We start from the raw sequence: 17,734 nt of genomic DNA, 5'->3' as shown, positions 1-17,734 counted from the left end.
CCAGAAATTATGTCAGAAGGCATCGCAGGCTCGGGTATCGAGCTTGGAATTACCCTCTATTCGCTCACCTCCGAGTTCGCCGCCGGGCTCTACACCCCTGAGACGCTGATCAAAGCTGTTGCAGATGAAGGCCTCGGCCCGGGGGTTGAGTTCAACATCGCCCAGATGCTGCGCACCTACCCGGACGTCGACGACGACTTCGTCCGCCTGTGGCGCGACAGCATGGACCGCTACGGCCTGACCCCCAGCGCAGTGGGCACCAACCTGGACATGGGCCGCCGCAAGGACCGGGACATGACACCCGATGAGGAGTACGACTTCTTCGCCGCGCAGCTGCACACGGCTAACAAGCTTGGTTTCCACCGCGTGGTGATCCGCTCCGCGGGCAAGGAATTGCTCCGCCGGCTGCTTCCCCTGGCCGAGAAGTACGACCAGAAGCTCGGCTACGAAATTCACGCACCGCAGGGCCCGAACGATCCCAAGATCCTGCAGATCCGCGAGATGTACGAGGAACTGGGAAGCGACCGGCTCGGTTTCACCGCAGACTTCAGCTCGACGATGCACAGCCTATCTCCGACCCTCTTCCGCACGTTGACGCAAATGGGGCTGCCCGAGGAGCACTTCGCTGTCATGCAGGAGATCTGGCGCAAACCGTCGCCCATGCATGAGCGCAATCAGGAGTTCGAGGACTACCTAAGTGCCAACAACTTTGATCCTGCCCGCCTGGGCCCGTTCACCCGGCTGGCATTCAACATGCATGGACTGGTTCCGCCGGAGGAGTGGCTGGATATCATGCCGCAGATCTTCCATGTCCACGCAAAGTTCTACGACATCGACGAACACGGCAATGAACCCGCGATGGACATTCCCCGCATTGTGCGCCAGTTCGTCAAGGGCGGCTACCAGGGCTACCTGTCCAGCGAGTGGGAGGGCCACGCGTTCGCCGACCTGGGCGAATCCGATCCGATCGACCTCGTCAAGAAGCAGCACACGCTGATGCGGCATGCCATCGAAGAGGCCGTTGATCCAAATGCACCCGACTCCCACGCGACCCTGGTCGAGACTGTTAAGTAAGGAAAGTCATGGCAACTCACAATTCCCTGTTCCAGGATACCGACGTCCGCAGGCACCCCGAGGGGATTGCCGTGTCGGTGCAGCTGCCCTGGTACCGCAGCCTCTGGCTGTCCGCCGTTGACGACGTCGTTGCAACCGTCAACGGTGTGGAGATTCCCAAAGAGTCCCTCCGCTTCGAACTGCAGGAAAAGTCCTACTCCATAGCTGAACTCCCGGAGCAATGGGAAACCCTGTGGTTCGTCGCAGACAAGCCCGACGTGGTCATCCCCCTGGACCGCGTCCCCGACGCCGGCGAGGAGATCGACGTCGAGGTCATCCTCACCCTGCGCCTGCTCTATATGCAGATCGCGCCCTTGCGCTACGTGGGCAACCGTGTCGCGGTTGAACGGAAAGTGGTGCTCGCATGAAAGCCTTGCGCGTAGCCATGATCGGTTATGGCTTCATGGGTGCTGCCCACTCCCAGGGCTGGCGGACGGCGCCGCGGGTATTCGACCTGCCTGCCGAGCCGGAAATGGCGGTTGTTGTCGGCCGCAACGCTGAAGCGGTCGCTGCCGCTGCCAGCAAATGGGGCTGGGCTGAGTCAGCAACAGACTGGCGGGACGTGATCGCCCGGGACGATATCGACGTCGTCGATATCGTCACCCCCGGCGACTCCCACGCCGAAATCGCGATCGCCGCGCTGGAAGCCGGGAAGCACGTTTTGTGCGAGAAACCACTCGCCAACACCGTGGCGGAAGCCGAAGCGATGGCCGAAGCTGCCGAACGGGCGGCTGCCCGGGGCATCCAGGCAATGGTCGGTTTCACCTACCGCCGCGTTCCGGCCGTCACCTTCCTCCGCAACCTCGTCGCCGAAGGCGCCGTCGGCACGATCAACCAGGTGCGTGCCTCCTACCGGCAGGACTGGCTGGTGGACCCGGAGATGCCGCTGGCGTGGCGCCTGCAGAAGGAACACGCCGGCTCCGGGGCTCTGGGGGACATCGGCGCCCATGCCATCGACCTGGCCCAGTTCGTCACAGGCTTGAACCTGGAGAAGGTGTCCGGCGTTATCGACACCATCGTGAAGGAACGGCCTCTTTTGAAGGGTTCCACTTCAGGCTCCGGGCTCTCCGGCGCTGCCGGCGTCGGCTCCGGCCAGGTGACGGTGGACGATATCGCTATCTTCACGGGCCGCTTCGAATCCGGCGCGCTGGCGTCGTTCGAGGCCACCCGGTTTGCCACCGGCCGGAAGAACGCGCTGCAGATTGAAGTTTCCGGGGACAAGGGCGCCCTGGCCTTCGACCTGGAGGACCTCAACAGCGTCCAGTTCTACGACCGTACGGCACCTGCGGATCGCCAGGGCTTCCGGAAGGTCCTGGTCACGGAAGCGGAGCATCCCTACGTTTCGGCGTGGTGGCCGGCAGGCCACATGCTCGGTTACGAGCACGGGTTCTCCCACCAGGTCAAGGACCTCGTGGAGGGCATCGTGGGCGGCACCGTCCCGCATTCGTCGTTCGCTGACGGGCTGAGGGTGCAGCGGGTGCTCGACGCTGTCGAGCGCAGTTCCGAAAATGATTCCGCCTGGACACGCGTCGCTGCCGGCGTTCCCGTGCCGGCCAGTTGAGGAGGGGAAGTACGTGGCACGACCAATTACCTTGTTCACCGGCCAGTGGGCCGACCTGCCGTTCGAGGAGGTGGCCCGGTTCGCCGGCGAGTGGGGCTACGACGGGCTGGAGATCGCCTGCTGGGGTGACCACCTGGACCCCTGGCGCTGGGACGACGACGCCTATGTGCAGGGCAAGCTGGACATTCTTGAACGCCACGGCCTCAAAGTGTGGACCATCTCCAACCACCTCAAGGGCCAGGCCGTCTGTGACGACCCGATCGACGAACGGCACCGCGGCATCCTGCCGGACGTCGTATGGGGCGACGGCGATCCTGAAGGGGTCCGCCGTCGCGCCGCCGAGGAGCTGAAAAACACTGCGCGGCTCGCCGCGAAGCTGGGCGTGAAAACGGTGACCGGCTTTACGGGATCGTCCATCTGGAAGTACGTGGCGATGTTCCCGCCCGCCTCAGAGAAGATGGTCGACGCCGGCTACCAGGACTTTGCCGACCGGTGGAACCCCATCCTCGATGTCTTTGACGAGGTGGGCGTCCGCTTTGCCCATGAGGTGCACCCGTCAGAGATCGCGTACGACTACTGGACGACTCAGCGCGCCCTGGAGGCGATCGGGCACCGTGAGGCGTTTGGGCTGAACTGGGACCCGAGCCACATGGTGTGGCAGGACATCGACCCGGTGGGGTTCCTGTGGGACTTCAAGGACCGGATCTACCATGTGCACTGCAAGGACACGAAGAAGCGCCTGTCCAACGGGCGCAACGGCCGGCTCTCCTCCCACTTGGCCTGGGCTGATCCGCGCCGCGGCTGGGACTTCATCTCCACCGGCCACGGTGACGTGCCGTGGGAGGATGCGTTCCGGATGTTGAACGCCATCGGCTACCGCGGGCCGCTGTCCGTGGAGTGGGAGGACGCCGGAATGGACCGGTTGGATGGCGCCCCCGAGGCGCTGGCTTTCGTGCGCCGGCTCTCCGGCTATGAACCCTCGGCAGCGGCTTTCGACGCCGCTTTCAGTACGAAGTAATTCGCATACAAGTGAGGCCGGCCCCGCGGGGCCGGCCTTTCCTGTGCCATGAGCTTCTTGTATCCGGTCAGAGGGCAGCCCGGGCCGCTGGTGCCGGCTCCACGAATGCTGGCTCCGCGAGGGCTGCCCCCGCCAGGGCCAGGTGACTCCGCGTCATCTCCGTTGGGTCGTCCTGCAGCCATTCGTGGCCGCCCCACTCGCTGGTCAGCGTGCCCGTGAAGCCGGTCCCGCCCAGCAGGCTGCCGAGGTCACGCAGCGGCTGTGTGACCCGCCCGCCGTCGTCGTCCAGGTCCCAGAATTTCAGGTGGAAGGCACCCACCAGGGGGAGGATGCCCTGCAGGTCGGTGGCGTCGCTGCGGCCGAAGCGGATGAGCAGGTTCATAAAGAGGGTGTGGATGCGCGGCGGAACCTGCCCTGCGCGGAGCAGGGCGGTGACGGCATCGAGGGTGGCGGGATCGCGCCAGTCATTCTCCAGGCGCGCCAGAAGGTCGGAAGGAACGCCGCCCTGCCGCAGCTCATCAAGGTAGGTGACGGGAAGGGCCGGCATGAGCATGCTGATGTCAACGAGTACCCGCACGTGGTCATCTGCCAGCCCGGCTATCGCATCCAGGGCTGGTGCCACCGAAGGGTTGTTCGGAGTCTGCTGCCCTTGGACTTCTTCGTACAGCACCAGATCGAGTTCATGCAGCAGCGGCTGCAGCAGCGTGAGCAGTTCCGTGCCCGCCTGTCCGATCGGTAACCGGATCCCGCGGGCGCCCACTCGGCTGGCGGCGCTGAGTTGGGGGACCAGGAAGTCCAAGCGCTCCTGCAACGAGCGGCGGTCGGTTGGGGTCGTGAAGTCGTCGAGGCTGGCGCCAACGATGCTGACGCGTCCCCCTCTTGCCGCCAGCGAATCCCGCAGTTCGTCTACCTCGGCGTCCTGCGGAGCGGGGAAGGACCGCCACAGCAGCCCAGGTTCGAGCTCTATTGTCTTCGTCACGGAATCCGCGATGCCAGTCACAACGTCCGCGGCTGTCCGCCGGGCTGCCGTGATCTCCGGAGTCCAGTTGAAGGAGCTGGCGCAGAGGGTCCAGTTGTCAGGAAGTGCGGGGGCCATGTGATGCCTTCCCAATTACGCTTGTTAATGACAAACTTATGTCACTTTTAGGATAAAGGATGGAAGCCATGTTGCAAACCGCTTTGCGCGAAGATGCGCTGACGGCCACGCCGGAAGGCTTTGAACTCCGGCTCGGCCTGTCATGGATCCGCTCAATGCCCCTTTCCAGCGTGGCTGAGCTCGCAGTTGAGGTCGACGGCATCCCGGTGGCACCAGGGGATTTGGCGGTGGTGCTGGGGGCCCGGCGCGTGCGTGCGGACGCATTGCAGGCGGAGTCCGGGTGGTGGTTCGTGCAGGACAGGCTGGTCTTGGCCGGCCGGCGCAAGCTTTCCCGCGGGGTGCACGCCATCGCCGTCGACTTCCAGCTGCTGGTGCCCTACCTTCAGACGCATCCCGGTTCGCCGCTGGTCCTGCCGTTCCATCTGGAGGCCCGGCTGGAGCTTGACCGGGCACCGGTGCCCAGCGTCTCCCGCGACGTGGCCTGAGCGGCTATGCCCAGGCCGCGCAGTGGACCCTAGGCGGGAACAGCGGCCCGTTCCGGTGAGGGCCTGCCGTCAGCAAACCAGCGCGGGAAGGTGACATCGAACAGCTGCTCGCGCGCCAGCTCAGCTCCTCCGCGCAGGGGCTCGCGCTCATCGTTGACGGACAAGGTGATGGTGAGGTCGCGGGTGGCGAGCGGCAGGGACAGTTCGTAGACCCGCTGGCGCACTTCGGCCAGGAATACTTCGCCGGCCGATCCCATGGCCCCGCCGATGACGATGATTCCGGGGTTGAACATGTTCACTAGGGCTGCAATGGTCTCACCCGCTACCCGGGCCGACTTTTGAATCAGTGTGATGGCCAGCGGGTCCCCGGCCTGGGCCGCGAGGGTGATCTCCTCGAGGGTCAGTGTCCCCTTTTTTACCAGCGGAGCCAGGGAGCTCTGGGTGCCTTCCGTGACAGCCTGTTCCGCGTCCCTGACCAGGGCCCAACCGCTGGCCACCGCTTCGAGACAGCCGATCTTGCCGCAGCGGCATTGGGCATGGGAGTCGGAAACCCGGACATGGCCGATGTCGCCGGCCGCGCCGTTGGCACCGCGGTGGATCCTGCCCTGGGACAGCAGCCCGGCACCGATGCCCGAACCGATCTTGCAATAGATGAGGTTCGCAAGGGATTCGCGACGCCGGGCGCGCTCACCAAGGGCAAGCAGGTTGACGTCGTTATCCACCCACACCGGTGCGTTAAAGCGGTCCTCGAAGGGTGTGCGGACATCGAATCCATTCCACCCGGGCATGATCGGAGGTGCCACCGGTTGTCCCGTGGCGAAGTCAACCGGGCCGGGGAGGCCCACCACGACACCCCAGACGGGCACTTCGTGATCCTTTTTCAGCACGTCGTCAACGAGGGCCATCACTGCGTCAATGGTCTTCTCGGGGCCCTGGGCGATATCCCAGGTGCGGTGCGTGTGTTCCAGGATGTCGCCGTCAAGGGCAGTGACGCCAACCCTTATATGAGCGGCTCCGAGGGCACATATGACGATCCGTCCCTGCTCCGCGCGGAAGCGAAGGGTCCGGGGCGCGCGGCCACCGGAGGAGGCGCCGAATTCTCCATCCCCGAGAAAGCCGATCTCAATGGCCTGGTCCACACGCTGGCTGACAACGCCCCTGCCCAGCCCAGTGACCTTGCCGATTTCAGGGCGCGTTGTGGCCTCGCCCGTTCGCACCAGGTTGACGATCCTCAGCAGGCTCGTCACTTCATCCGTTTGTGCTCCAAAGCGGAGTGTGGACTCTGTCGTCATGATCACAATTCTCACACATAGGAGGGGACTAAGGTGGGGTTGAACGCGACTATAGCCGGATATTTCCGTACTTATGAATAATAAGGACAAAAGAGGGGGAGGCGACGATGCCTTGGAATATAGGAGTTCTTGGAGCCGGGCCGGGCGTCGCGGCCCTGCATCTGCCGGTGCTGGGGCGGCTGGCGGAGCTGTTCAAGGTGGTGCACATTGCCGATGCGGGAAGCGGGCGCGCCCAGGGCCTGGCCGAAAGGCTTGATGCCCGGTGGTCGGTGGGGGAGGCAGACCTGCTTGCGGACCCGGCTGTCCAGGTGGTGGCCATCTGCAGCCCGCCCGCTGAACACGCCCGCCAAATCCTGGCGGCTGTAGCCGCGGGGAAGCCAGCCATCTTTTGCGAGAAGCCGTTGGCCACCAGCAGGGAAGAAGCCGATGAAGTCATCTCTGCCTGCCGGGTCGCGGGAACGGTTCTTCTGGTGGGGACGAACCACCTGTTTGACGCCGCGTGGGGGCGGGCGAAGCATCATCTCGTGGCCCTCGGGGGCCGGGTGCAGGCGGTCTCCGTGACGCTGGCACTCCCACCGAATGAGAGGTACCACCGGCTGGTCGCCGAGGGTGGTCCTTTACAGGCAGCCCGGCGGGGACGTCTGGACCTCGGCAGTCCTGCAATTGCGGCCGGAGTCCTGCGGCAGTTGCTGACCGGTCTTGCGATCCATGATCTTCCGGCCGTGAGGGACATCGCGCCAGGCATCGATGAGGTTGTCTACGCGCGGGTCGCTCCGCCGATCGGCTACCTTGTGGGGTACCGGGCCGGCGGAGTCATGGTCCAGTTGGCGCTTGCCATGCTTCCGGAGGGGCCGGACGCCCTCTGGAGGATGGGTATCGCCACCTCCCACGACCGCATCGAGGTGAATTTCCCGCCCGCCTTTGTCCATGCCGGAAGCGCGGCCGCCCGGGTGCGGAGCGCGGACGGGCAGTGGACGGAGTACCGGCGGGATCCGGAAGACGGGTATGTGGCCGAGTGGCGCCTGCTTGCGTCACTCCTTGAAGGCGGGGCCCCTGTGGAGTACGACGAACTGCTGGCTGACTCGCACTTTGCAATCGACCTGGCCGAGGCTGCCGCAGCGAAAGTTCTTGAAGGGGTGTCGCAATGAGTTCAGCAGATCTAGGGTTCGGCATCTTCACGGCGTTACCCTCCTATGTCGCCGCCGTCGCCGAGCTTTCCGTCAGCGCTGCGCTCACCGATGACATCAGTGGGGCGGTGGCTGTGGTGCCTGGATCCGGCGATTGGTGGCAGGGCATGCTGGCCGCCCGGGCCGGGGGAGCGGCAGCAGTGGTGATTGCGGACCCTGCTGTGCTCCCGCAGGAGGCGCTTGAATCACGCCCCTGGCCAGCTGACATCCCGGTCATCGTTGAGCGTCCCCGGCTGCGCCCGGATGTGGTTGCCGATGCCCTCCGGGCCAGACGAGGCGGCCCGGCCCGGATCGTCACCGTCGAGTGTGCCGCCCCCGCGGCAGGTCTTGAAGCGGTTATCCGCGACGGCTTGGGCTGGGCGCGGTCCCTGGTCCGGGGCCCGTTGACGCTCCAGGTGTGCAGTGCCACGGCGGAAGCCAGGATTGCTCTGCTGGACTCAGGGGGATCCGCGGGCGGGGCAATACCGGTCACCCTTGGGGTGGCGGCCGCAGCGGGCCTTCACGCCGACGGCCTGCTCCAGGTGCTGGCCCTCGGCGAGGTGCGAACTGAAGTCACCGTGGACCGGCAGGCCGGGCTGACGAGGCTGGAGACGTCCACCGAGGACGGGACACTGAGGGCTCCGGAGCGCTATGAATCATCAGCCCGTCTGGCGCTGCGCCGGGCCATCGAGGCGCAGTCTTCGGGTCAGCCCGGAACGGAACTGGATGAGCTGCTCGAGGACATGTCCCTCACGCGCGCAGTGCTTGCTACATAAAGGGGCGCCCGCCACCGGCGTCTAATTCACGCATTCTTTTGTTGCTTTTCAACTAAAGTCGGGTAACATGAGTAACGGCGCCGGGGTTCCTTCCGAACCCGTTCTCCGTCGTGATGGTGCGCCGGAGGCACAATACGTCGCGTCGACGGCCCGATCGTTCGGGTAGATCACTATGCCACTTTCACCTTTGAGACTCCGTCTCCTTGTTATCTCCTTGCTCACGGTTTCCTTCCTCGGGGCCCTGGACCACACCGTGGTGTCGACATCCCTGGCCACGGTTGCGGGTGAGCTGGGCGCGCTGAAGCTCATGAGCTGGGTTGTTGTGGGATACACCCTCGCGAGCACAGTGCTGCTGCCGGTGCTCGGCAAACTAGGTGATGTCCTGGGAGCCCGCCGGATCTTCCTCGGTTCGCTGGTGATGTTCCTGGCGGCCTCCCTGGCCTGCGGCTTCTCGCAGGACATGGCATGGCTTATCGCCGCACGCGTCCTGCAGGGGATGAGCTCCGCGGGCCTGCAGCTGATGTCGCAGACCATCATCGCCAGGGTCACCTCGCAGCGGGAACGTCCGCGCTACATGGCCATCATTGGCGCAGCTTTCCCCATCGCGGTCCTGGTTGGCCCCGTTCTCGGCGGCGCCATCACCGATTACTGGGGATGGCAGTGGGTTTTCTGGATCAACATCCCGGTGGGCGCTGCAGCCCTGGCCCTTGCCCTGGTTGCCGTTCCCCACCTGGAGCCTGGCCCCATGCCCCGCCACTTCGATGTTGCCGGGGCGGCTGTATTTACCGCTGCACTGGTGGCCCTTGTCCTCGCCGCCACCTGGGCCGCAGAACGCAGCGCGGGCCCCGCCACCGCTGCCGCGCTCGCGGTCAGCATGCTGGGCTTTGTTGCCTTCTACTTTGTTGAGCGCCGCGCACCCGAACCCATCGTCCCCCTGCATTTCTTCGCCAACCGGACCATCGCTGCAGGCACTGCACTCTCGGCGATTATCGGCGTCGGCCTCTTCTCCATCACCGCCTATTTGCCCACGTACGTCCAAATGGCGTACCAGACCACCGCCACCGTGTCCGGGCTCGTGCCCATCGCAACCGTGTTCGGCATGTTGACCAGCAACCTGCTGACCGGATGGCTGGCCAGCAGGACGGGGCGGTACCGGATCTTCCCCATCCTGGGAACATCGTTGGGGGCCGCCGGACTATTTGTGATGGCGGTGCTGCCCGCCGGGCTTCCGCTGTGGGTTCCCATGATCGTTATGGCCGTTGTTGGGATGGGCACCGGCGCGTTCATGAGCCTGATCGTCACTGTGGTCCAGGGAGCTGCTCCGGCCAGCCAGACCGGCACCATCACCGCGACGATCAACCTGGTGCGGCAGGTGGGATCAACAGTGGCGACGGCGATTATCGGCGGGGTGATCGGCTTCGGCGTGGCGGCCCTTTTGCCGGCGGGCCTGGACGCTTCCACCCTGACCCCGCAACTGGTCAAAGGGGCTGCTCCGGCAGTCCAGGCCAGCGTGGCTCAGATCTACGGCTCAGTCTTCACACCCATCTTTATTGCCTTGGCGGCCACGTACGCCGTGGGAATAGTCGCGGCGGTCCTGCTTCCGCACGGGCGCCTCTCTGACGAAACCGTTCCCGCCCCCCAAACAACTTCCGAATCCCTTTCGGCCTGATTTCAAAGGAGACATCATGTCCAACCCAACCATCGCCATCGTCGGCAGCGGGCCCATCGGCTCCACCTATGCGCGGGTGCTCCTCGAGCAGGTCCCGAACGCGCGGGTGGTGATGTTCGAAGCCGGGCCGCAGGTGACGGAGGTTCCCGGCGAAAGCGTCCGCAACATTGCCGACCCTGGCGAAAAGGCCCGTGCGCGCGAAATGTCGCAGGGGCCGCAGGCCGGCGCCTACCGTGAGTCGCTCGGCATCCCGGCAGCCACAGTCACCGAGGGAATGTTCACCGCCCGCCAGGGCACCCACCTTCTCGACTTCGGCGGCGCGGGCTCCGCCCACGCCTCGAGTTTTCCCGCGGCGGCTGCGGCCACCAACGTCGGCGGCCAGGGTGCGCACTGGACCTGCGCGACGCCGTCGCCCGCCTTCAGTGAAAAAATCCCCTTCATAGCGGACGACGAATGGGACGGGCTGATTGAGGACGCGAAGCAGCTGCTTCACGTCCACAGCGCAGCGTTTGCCGACTCCGCCGTTGGTGAGGCCATTCGGACCCTCCTCGAAGAAGAGTTCGGCGCGGAGCTGCCGGATGGGTACGGCGTGGGCACCCTTCCGGTTGCCGGGGACCCGCAAGCGGACGGCTCCGTGCGCTGGGCGGGCGCCGACGTCGTCCTCGGCCCGCTCGTCGACAAGGACAGCCCGCTCTCGAAGCAGTTCGAACTCCGTGACCTCACCCTGGTCCGCCGCGTGGAACTGGACGGACACCGGGTCACCGGTGTCACCGTCGAGGACCTCCGCACCGGGGAGAAGTCATTCGTGGCAGCGGACATCGTGGTGGTGGCCGCCGATGCCTTCCGCTCCCCGCAGCTCCTCTGGGCATCCGGTGTGCGGCCGCAGGCCCTCGGCCACTACCTGACCGAGCATCCCGTGGTCATCTCCACGGTGGCGCTGGACGCCGAAAGGATGGGGCGGTACGCCACCGAAGGGGACCTTAAGGCCGAGCTGGCCCGGCGCGCACTGAACCCGGCAGACCCCGTCGCGGCGGTCAACCGCATCCCGTTCTCAGAGCCGGAACACCCCTTCTCCGTCCAGGTGATGTACACCGAGACCACGCCGTTCCCGATGGAGCCGGGAACCCCGTACTCCGAGAACCGCTGGGGCTACGTCAACATGGGCTACGGCATGCGCAAGCACCCGCGCTACGAGGATGCCGTCACGTTCGACGACAATGAGCCGGACTACCGGGGATTCCCCAACATGACCATCGAGTACGCCCTCACAGAACGGGAAGACGCGGAAATCGCCGAGGCAACCGAGCGGCTGCGGCGTGCCGGCAAGGCCCTTGGCGCCTTCGTTGCCGAGCCCCGGCTCATGCCGAACGGCTCGAGCCTGCACTACCAGGGCACCATGCGCATGGGTGAAACCGACGACGGCGCCTCTGTGGCGGACCCGTGGTCACGCGTGTGGGGCTACAACAACCTGGTGGTGGGCGGAAATGCGCTCATTCCGACGGCAACGGCCATGAATCCCACGCTGATGAGCGTGGCCATCGCCGTTCGCGGCGCCCGGAAGGTTGCCGAGGAGCTTAGTTCGCAGATTGCCTAGGTCAGCTGCTCGTTGGGGCTCAGACGCCCGCCGGCTGTGGCTGGGCTGACGTTGAGGCACGGATAACCTGTGGGTATGAAGAACCTGGACCTCAACCTGCTGCCCCAGCTGCAGGTCCTGTTGGAACTGCGGAACATCTCCCGGGCAGCCGAGAGGCTCCAGCTCAGCCAGCCGGCCACCAGCGCCGCAATGGCCAGGCTCCGGCGCCATTTCGACGACGAACTCCTGGTGCGGAACGGCCGCACCTATGACCTCACGCCCTTCGCACAGTCCCTGGTCCCGCTGGTTGATGAAGCCATGCTTCACATCCAGCGGGCCACGCGCGTGCGGTCCGGCTTCGACGCCGGCACGAGCGAGCGGGAATTCATCATCGCCGCCTCGGACTACGCGGCGGCCCTGATCGTGGGGCCGCTGCGGGGGATCCTGCGCGAGGAGGCCCCCGGAGTGTCGGTGGATTTCGTTCCCACAGCCAAGTCCGGGATCCAGGGCCAGATGGCTGACTACTCAAAAATCGACCTGCTCGTCGGGCCCACGGGGTACCAGATGCAGGGAGCCAGCAAGCAGCTGTTCCGGGACAGCTTTGTTGCTGTGGCTGACACCGGAAATCCCCTGCTCCTGCAGCCCCGGCTCACTGTGGAGGACCTGGCCACTGTTCCCCACGCCGTCGGCTATTTCGGTGAGGGAATCAGCACCCCGGCGGACAAGCTGTTCGAATCGCGAGGTATTCAGCGCCGAGTGGCGGCTGTGGTGGCCGGGTTCCTGTCTCTGCCACTCCTGGTGGAAGGGACAGACCTCGTGGCGCTCGTCCCCGGGATGCTGGCAGCACGGGCCCAACGCGGCGCGGATATTGTTGTGCTGGGGTTCTCCGAAGGCGCTGAAGCGTCCCTCGTGGAAGCGATGTACTGGCACCCGTCCCAGGCGGAGGACCCTGCCAGCGTCTGGCTGCGTTCCGTGGTCCAGCGGGCCTGTTCGCGGCTGCACGAACTTTTCCCCATCACCGCCCACCCGGTAACTATCCACGCGGCAGATACCACCTAGAGCTAAAGCGCCGTTCCCCATCCGGACCATCCCTGCGAGAGTCGAAGAAACGCACTTTCGAAAGGAATCCCCATGCCTGTCTCCAGCCAGCGCCTGGCCGGCAAGACCGCCGTCATCACCGGAACGGCCAGCGGCCAGGGCAGGGCGGCGGCGCTCGCCTTCGCCGAGGCGGGCGCCGTGGTGGTGGGCTGTGACATGGACGACGACGGCGCCGCGGCCACCGTCCGCCAGGTCACCGCAGCCGGGGGCCGGATGAGCAGCAGCCGGGTTGACCTCACGGACGAGGCCGCTGTGGCGGCATGGGCGCAGGACGTGGCCGCAAACCACGGCCAGGTCCACATCCTGTATGCCAACGCGGCGGTCACCCGCTTCGCCCCGGTGGAGCAGCTCACGTTTGCCGACTGGAAGTGGAATGTCGAACACGAGATGGATGTGGTGTTCCTGCCGGTCAAATACTTCTGGCCACAACTGATCCGGGCGCAGAACGCCGCCATCGTGCTGGTGGGATCCACGGCAGGAGTTACCGGTTCCATGACTAACGGCCGGCTGGCCCACACCGCCACGAAAGGGGCCGTGGTGGCCATGACCAGGCAGCTCGCGGCCGAAGGGGCTCCGTATGGACTGCGCGTCAATACTGTCAGCCCCGGAATGATCCGCACCGCAGCCACCGAGGGCAACCTCCTGGCCGCCGACCACCCCATGCGGTCCATCGCCGGCAGCATCCCGTTGGGCCGGATCGGCACGCCGGAAGAAGTGGCCAAATGCGCGCTGTTCCTAGCCTCCGACGAAGCGTCCTACGTGACGGGCGCCAACCTGATGGTCGACGGCGGCTGGTCGGCCGTGCTGCCGGGCTAGGCGAAATCGTGCACCGCGTCAGCGCATGGCGTCGGAGACAGACTTTGCTCCGCCGTGGCCTGACTGGCCGCCGTCCACCGGTATCTCGGCACCGGTCACGAAGGACGAGAGCGGGCTGAGGAGGAACAGCACGACGCCGGCCACTTCTTCCACGCTTCCAGTGCGCCCCAGCGGAGTCTCTGCCAGGGTGGCCTGCCTGAATTCCGGCTTAGCGCTCGCCGTCATGGGCGTTTCGATGAAGCCCGGATGGACAGTGTTAATGCGGATCCCCCGCGGGCCGAGTTCCATGGCGGCCACCTGCGAGAGTCCCCGCAACGCCCACTTGCTGGCGGTGTAGGCCACCGGATAGTGCGCGGTCAGGCCTGCGACGGAACCGACATTGACGATGGATGCGGCACTGCCCATCAGCGGTGCGAGCGCCTGGATCCCCAGCAGGCTTCCGGCGACATTGACTTCATAGACGCGCTGCAGGTCAGCCACCGAGGCATCCAGCAACCGGCTCCGCTGGGTGATGCCTGCATTGTTGACCAGCCCGTCCACCTGCCACCCATGGGACTCGATCCAGGAAGCGAGTTCGGACCAGCCGGAGGCATCGCTGACGTCCAGCTGCCGGTACACCAGCGCACCGGCCGAAGACGATGACACGGCCAGCTCGGCTGGCATGGTCAGCGCGAGGTCTGTGGCGATGACACGGGCCCCGGCCTCCACCAGCATGCGCGCCTCGGCAGCGCCCTGGCCCTGGCCCGCGCCGGTGACCACCACAGTCCGGCCATCGAGCTGAAGGGAGACCACCCTACGTCCCGGAAGGAACCGTAAAGGCCACCCGGTTGCGCGGACGCTGCCGGGCACGCACGCGGGTCGCGGAGTTACGGCGTTCACCAACCGTGTTCACGATAGTCCCGATGCCTTCCACCGTCATGCGGACCACGTCTCCCGTCTTCAGCGGCGGGGGAGTCTTCGCGCCGTTCCGTCCCCAGAGCTCCGCGAGGCAGCCGCTGCCGCAGGTGCCGGAGCCCAGCACGTCGCCGGGCCGCACCACGGAGTCCTGCGAGGCGTAGGCGACGAGCTCGGCGAACGGCCAGCCCATGTTGGACAGCAGGTCCTGCCCGATGGCTTCCCCGTTGACTTCCACGGCCATGGAGATCGGCAGGAACCCTTCGGCGTCGTGCAGGTCCTCGAACTCATCCGCGGTGACAATCCAGGGTCCCAGCGTGTTGGCGAAGTCCTTGCCCTTGCACGGCCCCAGGCTGACTTTCATCTCCCGGCGCTGCAAGTCCCGCGCCGACCAGTCGTTGAGCACCGTGTAGCCCAAAATGTGCCTGTGCGCCTCAGCTGCGGTCAGGTTCCGGCCGTCGCTTCCGGGGACGCGTCCGACGACGGCGGCGACTTCAGTTTCAAAGTCCAGGTCCTCGCAGCCTGCCGGAATACCAATCACCTCGCCGGTACCGGTCACCGTATGCGGGTTGGTGAAGTAAAAGGTGGGCGCCTCGTACCATTCGGGCACCACGCCGGCCACGCCATCGATGCTCTTCCGCACGCCTTCGACGTGTTCCTCGAACGCGACAAAGTCCCGGATGGTGGTTGGCGCCAGTGGGGCGAGCAGCTGCACGGCGGCCAGCGGAACGGCCGGGCCAGAACCGATGGTCCGGCGGGCAACATCCAGCGTTTCTTCGAGCCCGGCGTCCAAGAGCATCTGGACCGTCTGGCCTGCGGGGAGGGCGTAGCAGTTACCGCTGTCAACGAAGCCGGACTGCGTCCGGCCGTCGTGGTTCCAGCGTGCGATCTTGGCCATGAAATTCTTCCTTAGGCTGTGCGGCGGTCGGCGAGGACTGAAGCGGGCGTAATGCCCAGGGCAGCCGCGTTGCCGGCCAGCACCCTGGCCTCGTCCTCGGCGGAAAGCTGTGACTCGATTACCTCGGCCGCGGGGCGGTCGGAGCCCATGTCGAACGGGTAGTCCGAGCCGAGCAGCACCTGCCCCGGGCCAGCGGCGGCCACGAGCGCCCGCAGTTCAGCCGGGTTGTGGACCAGCGAATCGAAGTACAGCTTCTTCAGATACGACGACGGCGGCTGGGCGCAGCCGTGTGCCTCCGGCCGGACGCGCCAGGCATGGTCGGAGCGCCCGATCGTCGTGGGAAGATACCCGCCGCCATGCGCGGCGAGTACTTTCAGGTCGGGGTGCCGGTCCAGGATCCCGCTAAAGATCAGGTGGGAGAGAGCCACCGCGTTTTCCGCGGGCTGGGAGACGGTGTTGGCGAGGTAGAAGCGGTCCAGTCGTTCGTCCAGCGAGCAGCCGAACGGGTGCAGGAACACCAGGGCACCCAGCTCTTCCGCGCGGCGCCAGAACGGTTCCAGCCTGGCGTCGGAAAGCTCAACCGTGCTGCGCTCCGGGTCTGCGGGGGTGGCGGCGAACGAGCCGATTTCCACGCCTAACAACCCGCACTCCAGCATGGCGTGTTCCAGGGCTTCGACCATCAAGGAAGGGTGCTGCAGCGGCACCAGGCCCAGGCCGTTCAGCCGTTCCGGGGCGCGGTCCACGAACTCCCGCACCGCCTGGTTGGCGGACCTGGCCACCTTCAGGGCCAGCTCTTCCCCGGCGAAATAGTAGTAGTGTGACGGCGACGGCGAGACCAGCTGCACGTCCACACCTTGGGCGTCCATGTCCGCAAGACGGCGGTCCAGGTCCGTCAGCTGCAGCCAGCGCTCCTTGATCATCTTTCCCGAAGCGGCCATCGACTCGGGTCCGTTTCGCCGGACTTCCAGGGCCTGTTGAGCGCCGAACCCCTCGGGATCAGCTTCGGCCACCAATTGCTGCAGGGCCGGAAGCAGGATGTGGGCGTGGACGTCCACCGTAGGTTTTTCAGCGGGGCCGGTGCTCATGCGGGCTCCCTAACCAAGCTGGAGACTGAATGCATGAGGCCCGGCACGTTGGCGTCCCGGACGCCGTCGAGCATCCACTGGCCCAGCTGGACGGAGGCGTCCACCACTGCTTTTGCCCGGTCCAGGCGGCGGTCGGTGAACTCTTTCCAGAGTGTCTCGGTAATGTCGTCGGCGCCGATCAGGAGATCGGCCAGCACGGCTGCGTCTTCCATTGCCATGGCAGCACCTTGCGCAATGGTTGGCGGGCAGCTGTGGGCGGCGTCGCCGATGATGATCGTGCGGCCGCGGTTCCACGGCCCGTCAACCAGGTGGGTCGTGAACCACGTGTAGTTGATACGGGCGCTCTGGTCCAGGTTGGCGCGGATCTCGTTCCACGGGCCGCCGTAGGCGGCGGCGAGTTCGGCCATAATGCGGGGGCCGTCCTCGTGCTTGCGCTCCTGCGCCCTTTCCACGAGGTAGGCATAGATGGTGTCAGGGCCGGTGGGGCAGTAACCGGCAATAAAGCAAGGCCCGCCGTACGTCAGGTCGGTGCGGACCACGTCCTGCGGCCGTTCCACGAACGCGCGCCAGATGCCCATGCCCGTGGACCGGGGTTCACTATCGATGCCGATGGCCTTGCGGACAGCTGAGTGCAGGCCGTCGGCGCCGACCAGGAGGTCGTAGCGGGCGGTGCCGCCGTCGGCGGTGCTCACGGTGACGGAACCGCCGTCGTCCGTTATTTCGGTGACCGTCTTGCCGTAGCTGATCCGTGCGCCTGCCTGCGCGGCACGCTCGCGGAGGATGGCGGTGAGGTCGGGGCGGTACATGCCCAGGGTGGCCGGGAGGTCATCGCCGCCGGTCCGCATGTCATCCAACACGGCGATGACGGTGCCGGCGGGGTCCGGGGCGCGCAGGCCGAGGGTGCTGAACGCGTAGCCCTTCGCCTCGATTTGCTCCCAGACGCCTAGCTGGCGGAGGACCCGTAGGGCGTTCCCCTGCAATGTGATTCCAGAGCCAAGGGTTTGCGGGGCATCGGCCTTCTCGAGGATTTCAACCTGGATTCCGGCGTCGGCCAGCAGGATGGCGGCGGTCAGTCCCGCGGCTCCCGCCCCGACGATTCCGACGTTCTGTACTGCTGCCATCGCTGACTCCTTTGTATTGACGGCGTAACTGATGATGGTTGTGGTGCTGTGGTACTGAAAGCTACCGGACGGT

General features: G+C 65.9%; 17 protein-coding genes. 11 read left to right on the top strand and 6 right to left on the bottom strand.

Annotated elements, in window-relative coordinates; genetic code table 11:
- The first annotated feature begins 9 nt into the window (after positions 1-9).
- Genes LQV16_RS00970 through LQV16_RS00955 form a run of 4 tightly spaced genes read left to right on the top strand, consistent with a single transcriptional unit; the run spans position 10 to position 3,692 of the window.
- Positions 10-1,074 (top strand): TIM barrel protein, encoded by a 1,065-nt coding sequence (locus tag LQV16_RS00970; protein ID WP_229992072.1) that lies wholly within the window; start codon positions 10-12, stop codon positions 1,072-1,074.
- A gap of 8 nt (positions 1,075-1,082) precedes the next feature.
- Positions 1,083-1,481, top strand: coding sequence for a DUF6379 domain-containing protein (locus LQV16_RS00965; RefSeq protein WP_229992071.1), 399 nt, complete (start codon positions 1,083-1,085; stop codon positions 1,479-1,481).
- Positions 1,478-2,674: a Gfo/Idh/MocA family oxidoreductase gene (locus LQV16_RS00960; RefSeq protein WP_229992070.1), complete on the top strand. Its 1,197-nt coding sequence runs from the start codon at positions 1,478-1,480 to the stop codon at positions 2,672-2,674. The genes LQV16_RS00965 and LQV16_RS00960 overlap by 4 nt, the downstream gene beginning before the upstream one ends.
- Before the next feature lie 13 nt (positions 2,675-2,687).
- Positions 2,688-3,692, top strand: coding sequence for a sugar phosphate isomerase/epimerase family protein (locus tag LQV16_RS00955; RefSeq protein ID WP_229992069.1), 1,005 nt, complete (start codon positions 2,688-2,690; stop codon positions 3,690-3,692).
- A gap of 67 nt (positions 3,693-3,759) precedes the next feature.
- Here LQV16_RS00955 and LQV16_RS00950 read toward each other — a convergent pair whose 3' ends face one another.
- Positions 3,760-4,788 (bottom strand): restriction endonuclease subunit R, encoded by a 1,029-nt coding sequence (locus LQV16_RS00950; RefSeq protein WP_229992068.1) that lies wholly within the window; start codon positions 4,786-4,788, stop codon positions 3,760-3,762.
- 68 nt (positions 4,789-4,856) lie between these two features.
- Here LQV16_RS00950 and LQV16_RS00945 point away from each other — a divergent pair, with 68 nt between their 5' ends.
- Positions 4,857-5,273, top strand: coding sequence for a DUF6379 domain-containing protein (locus LQV16_RS00945; protein ID WP_229992067.1), 417 nt, complete (start codon positions 4,857-4,859; stop codon positions 5,271-5,273).
- 29 nt (positions 5,274-5,302) lie between these two features.
- On the opposite strand, the gene LQV16_RS00940 is transcribed toward LQV16_RS00945, so the two are convergent.
- Complete coding sequence (locus LQV16_RS00940) at positions 5,303-6,565, bottom strand: ROK family protein (RefSeq protein ID WP_229992066.1); 1,263 nt, start codon at positions 6,563-6,565, stop codon at positions 5,303-5,305.
- Positions 6,566-6,672: 107 nt separating this feature from the next.
- Between LQV16_RS00940 and LQV16_RS00935 the strand changes: the two genes are divergently transcribed.
- The 6 genes from LQV16_RS00935 (at position 6,673) to LQV16_RS00910 (ending at position 13,663) form a co-directional block, all read left to right on the top strand.
- A complete protein-coding gene (locus tag LQV16_RS00935; RefSeq protein ID WP_229992065.1) occupies positions 6,673-7,713 on the top strand; it encodes a Gfo/Idh/MocA family oxidoreductase in 1,041 nt (346 codons plus the stop codon).
- The gene (locus tag LQV16_RS00930) at positions 7,710-8,507 is read left to right on the top strand and encodes a hypothetical protein (RefSeq protein WP_229992064.1); all 798 of its coding nucleotides are present in this window, start codon (positions 7,710-7,712) and stop codon (positions 8,505-8,507) included. The genes LQV16_RS00935 and LQV16_RS00930 overlap by 4 nt, the downstream gene beginning before the upstream one ends.
- 187 nt (positions 8,508-8,694) lie before the next feature.
- Positions 8,695-10,176: an MFS transporter gene (locus LQV16_RS00925; RefSeq protein WP_229992063.1), complete on the top strand. Its 1,482-nt coding sequence runs from the start codon at positions 8,695-8,697 to the stop codon at positions 10,174-10,176.
- Between the two features lie 16 nt (positions 10,177-10,192).
- Positions 10,193-11,770, top strand: coding sequence for a GMC oxidoreductase (locus LQV16_RS00920; RefSeq protein ID WP_229992062.1), 1,578 nt, complete (start codon positions 10,193-10,195; stop codon positions 11,768-11,770).
- A gap of 75 nt (positions 11,771-11,845) precedes the next feature.
- Complete coding sequence (locus LQV16_RS00915; protein WP_229992061.1) at positions 11,846-12,808, top strand: LysR family transcriptional regulator; 963 nt, start codon at positions 11,846-11,848, stop codon at positions 12,806-12,808.
- 72 nt (positions 12,809-12,880) lie between these two features.
- Positions 12,881-13,663 carry an SDR family NAD(P)-dependent oxidoreductase gene (locus LQV16_RS00910; RefSeq protein ID WP_229992060.1) on the top strand — a complete coding sequence of 261 codons (783 nt, stop codon included), beginning with the start codon at positions 12,881-12,883 and terminating at the stop codon, positions 13,661-13,663.
- 18 nt (positions 13,664-13,681) lie between these two features.
- On the opposite strand, the gene LQV16_RS00905 is transcribed toward LQV16_RS00910, so the two are convergent.
- The 4 genes from LQV16_RS00905 to LQV16_RS00890 are packed head-to-tail and all read right to left on the bottom strand — an operon-like array spanning position 13,682 to position 17,661.
- Positions 13,682-14,455 carry an SDR family NAD(P)-dependent oxidoreductase gene (locus LQV16_RS00905; RefSeq protein WP_229992059.1) on the bottom strand — a complete coding sequence of 258 codons (774 nt, stop codon included), beginning with the start codon at positions 14,453-14,455 and terminating at the stop codon, positions 13,682-13,684.
- A 1-nt stretch (position 14,456) separates the two neighbouring features.
- Positions 14,457-15,455 (bottom strand): fumarylacetoacetate hydrolase family protein, encoded by a 999-nt coding sequence (locus LQV16_RS00900; protein ID WP_229992058.1) that lies wholly within the window; start codon positions 15,453-15,455, stop codon positions 14,457-14,459.
- 11 nt (positions 15,456-15,466) lie between these two features.
- The gene (locus LQV16_RS00895; RefSeq protein WP_229992057.1) at positions 15,467-16,540 is read right to left on the bottom strand and encodes an amidohydrolase family protein; all 1,074 of its coding nucleotides are present in this window, start codon (positions 16,538-16,540) and stop codon (positions 15,467-15,469) included.
- Positions 16,537-17,661, bottom strand: a complete 1,125-nt coding sequence (locus LQV16_RS00890; protein ID WP_229992056.1) for an FAD-dependent monooxygenase — start codon at positions 17,659-17,661, stop codon at positions 16,537-16,539. Before LQV16_RS00890 ends, LQV16_RS00895 begins: the two co-directional genes overlap by 4 nt.
- Positions 17,662-17,734: the final 73 nt, after the last annotated feature.

The sequence above is a fragment of the Arthrobacter sp. Bi26 genome (assembly GCF_918697925.1).
Taxonomy (GTDB): domain Bacteria; phylum Actinomycetota; class Actinomycetes; order Actinomycetales; family Micrococcaceae; genus Arthrobacter.
This window is presented reverse-complemented; position numbering and strand designations above follow the sequence as displayed.